Genomic DNA, 3,769 nt, shown 5'->3' with positions numbered 1-3,769 from the left:
TTAGATTTGGAGGGCTGTTAAATGGGAGGTGGTGGCAGTACTCAAAGTACCAATAAAACAACCAATACCAATACCTCTGGTTCGAGTGCCATTAGTGGTGACAACCTAGGGACTGTACTGACTGGTGTCAATATTGCGAAAGGTTCAAGCCTTAACATTACGGCCACTGACCACGGCGCAGTAAAAAGTGCGGGTGATATTGCCAAGGCGGCATTACTGAGTAATACCGCCGCGATGAAAGAAGCCAGTAAATTAGGCTCAAAGGCGATTGATGCGAATAGTGAAACATTAGGCGCTGCGTTTGGCTTTGGCCGTGACGCACTGGAGAAAACCAGCAACATGGCACAAAAAGCCATGGCAGAAAATGGCGCAGTCAGTCGTGGAGCAATGGATAACATGCAGAAAAACACGGTCTATTCACTGAAAGAAAACGCCAACATTAGCAAGAATGCCATGGATAACATGCGGAAAAATAGCGAAAGCTCAATGTCTGCGGTTAAGTCAATGGCCGCGCAATCGGGAGAGAACGCCCGTGCTGCGTTGGTCATGGCAGAAAATACCGCAAGTCGTAGCCAAATTGGTGCGGCGGGTGAAATGAGCAAAGTTGCTATTGCGGTTGCTGTTGCACTTGGTATCGGCGTGACAGTCATGGCGATTAAGGGGGTGAAATGAAAAAGCTAACCTTAAAACCGAGTGAAACTAAACGCTTTGCCGTTAGTACGGCCAAATGGCTGATTGTGCGTGAGTCACAAGAGTATTTATATATTCGCAGTGATAACGGTGAGCGTATCCGCGTTGATGCCGGAGACACCTTGGATATATCCAGTTTTAAAGAACTGGAAATATCGAACCCACATACCAGTGTGATTAATGCCGCTATTCAATTGACTAAACATCAACTGACAACCACACCGCCAGCAAAAGTAAAGTTTGCTGACAGTATGGCAATTAGCGAAATTCGTTCACCTGTCACGGTGATGCAAATCGTGGCGCAGCGTTTTATTAGTCGCGGCCATATAGAAATTCAACCGAACAGTAAGACCCGTTTGTTTAATGCCTCAGTCGTGCGACTTGAGGCTATTATCCAAAATATCAGTGATACAGAAACCGAAGCCATGCTTGGTGATAAAGATGTATCAGCGGTGGCGGGTTTGCCTGTACTTGGGGACAGAAAAGCCCCTGCGGGAATGACTATCACGGGCGGTGGTGAGCTGTGGGCATATAACAACAGCAATACAGTATTGAAAATTGCCTTGTTGGAGGTTCACCGATGAGTCAAATGTTACCCCGTAGAACAGTCATCACATTTGACCCATTAACCGAACATTTAAAAAACTTACAACCCGATGAAGTGAACGCACTGCAAATGATGCAGGGCGTTTACAGCAATCAAATTGCGTTAAGCACGGTGTTGATATCACTGCAACACGGCGCTTTTAATTCAGATAATAATTTACACGGATTAGCCGATTCAGTCGCAGGTAATGCGCTGCCACGGCTAACTCCGATTTGTGATGAAATCAAGGAAAACTTAAACAATGGATAATTTCCAAGCCATTGGGCAGTTGGTCATAAAAGCCCAGGACTTATTAGACAGCATCAAAGGCGGCGCAATCCGTGCGATGCAAACCCAGTTCGATGCGTTGAAAGTTCAATTTGACGGTGTAATTACGGGCGCAAATGGTCGCTTAAATACATTCATCACACAGCAACAGCAAAATGTTGGTGCAATTTTCACTGACCCTGATAAGCGTTACCAGACGCACATGACCAGTGCGGAAACTAGAATCGTACTCGACTTAACACACCTCGATGCGGAAACATTTTATTGCGTGTTGTTTGGGGGACCTAGAATCTTAGACGTACATATTAATCGTTATGTTCATCAAGATGTGACATGGGGCGGTCTTCTCGAATTTATGGTGCAGTTTAATAACTTTAGTTCGGGTGGTGACTTTCATTTTTCGAAGCAACAACACCATGGTTATAGCGGTCGTCAATTTATCGGTAAGGTGTCTTCTGTTGCCACGCCTAGAAAGTCAGGCATTTGGTTGCGTGGGGGCTGGTCTTATGACCTAAACACATCTGGTAGCATGTCGGAGCCTGTTCGAATTATTGAATCTGCGGGGGAAGTTGCAGAGTCAAGCAATGGTGTTGAGTATTTCGCATCACCAGTAACGGTGGTTGATGCCTCTGTTGTTCCTAATCACTATGTCTGGGGGAAGTAATTATGATGACATTTAAAGAAGCTCAAATGATGGAAATTCGTCAAATTCGAGACCGCTTATTGAGTGATGCCGACAGTTTAATTAATACCGCACTCGATAACGGTGTTGATGTAGCACCATTTCGCCAATATCGCCAAGCATTGCGCGATATTCCACAAACTTTTAACGATGCACAGGACGTGGTATGGCCAACAAAACCATCATTGTCGCAAGCATCTGTTTAATTGGGGGACTTAGCTACATGACATACAAAGCAACACTACCACTTGGTGTAAGAAACAATAACCCGCTTAATATTGAATATAACAAGCGTAATGATTGGGACGGCCAGTTAAGTAATAACGGTGAGCGGTTCGCCCGTTTTAAAAATCCGGCTTACGGTTTCAGAGCCGCGGCCAAAGTGCTGCGCTCTTATGCAAGGCAGGGGTTTACCACGCTTGAGCAAATGATTAACCGTTTTGCCCCAAGCCATGAAAACGATACTAACCTGTATGCGGAAAATGTCAGTGACTGGACGGGCATCGCTCAAAGCCAAGTTGTTAACGTCAATGATGATGCTGAATTAGCCAAAGTTATTCACGCTATGTCACGTATGGAAGTCGGTAAATACTACGGTTTAACCATGGCGAAAAAAGGGGTGGCGATGGCATGACAAAGGCGGATTATAAAAAAATAGCGATAACAATTGTGGGCGGCGTAGCTGCCGCTTATTCAATTAAATATCTTAAACCGTGGGGACTTTTATAATGTGGACGTTATTAACGGCATTAGTCACTGGCGGGCTTGGCGCATTTAAAGCGGTAAGAAAAAATAAGGCAGATGCAATTAAACAAGACGGCGTTTTAAAAGCTGCTATTTCCGAAGCAAAAGCAAAACGGGCGGAAGCGGGAGACACGAACGCGGCCAAACTGGATGAAATTAGTCTTAACGGACGTGGCTGGAAAGATGAATATTTATTATTGCTGACCACCGCGCCGCTCATTCTGTGTTTTATTCCTGATTATGCCAATTACGTGTCTTTGGGTTTTGATTCGCTGGATAAAGTACCAGAATATTACTGGTACGGTTTAGCGATGGTTTACGTTGATACCTTTGGTTTTAGACGGATGTTACGCACGGCCATGGAGCAATGGGTAAATAAACGGGCGGTGCTGTAATGGATTTTCCTGCAATCACACTGCTAAACAGTCTTGGTATTAATCCGCTTGTGGTTTTTACGTGTTGGGTAGGCTGGCAACTTGTAAAAGTAAACAAGGGCATTAGAGATAGTATTGTTGATTTAAATGTCCGCGTTACGGTATTGGAGAAAACCGACAAAAACTAGAAAGCAAAAAGCCCATTGAATAACGCTATTCAATGGGCTTTGTTGTATTTGTTATAACCTACATCCAATAAGAGCGCGGCTTCGGCATAAAGTCTATGGTGTCCGACATATTTTTAATTTCACCACTTTGATCTTCTGTCTTAGGCTCTTCTAATCTTTTGCCCTTTTCATCAACAATAGCGCTTGCATCAATCGGTTGATTTTCTGTTGCGTCTTC

Annotated in this window: 8 protein-coding genes; all 8 read left to right on the top strand. The window is 44.4% G+C overall.

Annotated elements, in window-relative coordinates:
- The first annotated feature begins 21 nt into the window (after window positions 1–21).
- The 8 genes from HRT96_RS21840 to HRT96_RS21805 all read left to right on the top strand — a co-directional run bounded on the left by HRT96_RS21840 (window position 22) and on the right by HRT96_RS21805 (window position 3,552).
- Window positions 22–672: a hypothetical protein gene (locus HRT96_RS21840; RefSeq protein ID WP_293160816.1), complete on the top strand. Its 651-nt coding sequence runs from the start codon at window positions 22–24 to the stop codon at window positions 670–672.
- On the top strand, window positions 669–1,274 hold the full coding sequence (locus HRT96_RS21835; RefSeq protein WP_293160813.1) for a hypothetical protein: 606 nt from the start codon (window positions 669–671) through the stop codon (window positions 1,272–1,274). Before HRT96_RS21840 ends, HRT96_RS21835 begins: the two co-directional genes overlap by 4 nt.
- Window positions 1,271–1,546: a hypothetical protein gene (locus HRT96_RS21830; protein ID WP_293160810.1), complete on the top strand. Its 276-nt coding sequence runs from the start codon at window positions 1,271–1,273 to the stop codon at window positions 1,544–1,546. The genes HRT96_RS21835 and HRT96_RS21830 overlap by 4 nt, the downstream gene beginning before the upstream one ends.
- Entirely contained in the window at window positions 1,539–2,228 is a 690-nt protein-coding gene (locus HRT96_RS21825) for a hypothetical protein (protein WP_293160807.1), read from the top strand. Before HRT96_RS21830 ends, HRT96_RS21825 begins: the two co-directional genes overlap by 8 nt.
- A 2-nt stretch (window positions 2,229–2,230) precedes the next feature.
- The gene (locus HRT96_RS21820) at window positions 2,231–2,452 is read left to right on the top strand and encodes a phage tail assembly chaperone (protein ID WP_293160804.1); all 222 of its coding nucleotides are present in this window, start codon (window positions 2,231–2,233) and stop codon (window positions 2,450–2,452) included.
- A 17-nt stretch (window positions 2,453–2,469) separates the two neighbouring features.
- A complete protein-coding gene (locus tag HRT96_RS21815; RefSeq protein ID WP_293160801.1) occupies window positions 2,470–2,880 on the top strand; it encodes a structural protein P5 in 411 nt (136 codons plus the stop codon).
- 94 nt (window positions 2,881–2,974) lie between these two features.
- On the top strand, window positions 2,975–3,385 hold the full coding sequence (locus tag HRT96_RS21810) for a hypothetical protein (protein ID WP_293160798.1): 411 nt from the start codon (window positions 2,975–2,977) through the stop codon (window positions 3,383–3,385).
- The gene (locus tag HRT96_RS21805; RefSeq protein WP_293160795.1) at window positions 3,385–3,552 is read left to right on the top strand and encodes a hypothetical protein; all 168 of its coding nucleotides are present in this window, start codon (window positions 3,385–3,387) and stop codon (window positions 3,550–3,552) included. The genes HRT96_RS21810 and HRT96_RS21805 overlap by 1 nt, the downstream gene beginning before the upstream one ends.
- The last annotated feature ends 217 nt before the right edge of the window (window positions 3,553–3,769 follow it).

Source organism: Moritella sp., assembly GCF_013215705.1.
Lineage (GTDB): Bacteria > Pseudomonadota > Gammaproteobacteria > Enterobacterales > Moritellaceae > Moritella.
The sequence above is the reverse complement of the archived record's forward strand: the minus strand, read 5'-3'. Positions and strand labels throughout refer to the sequence as shown.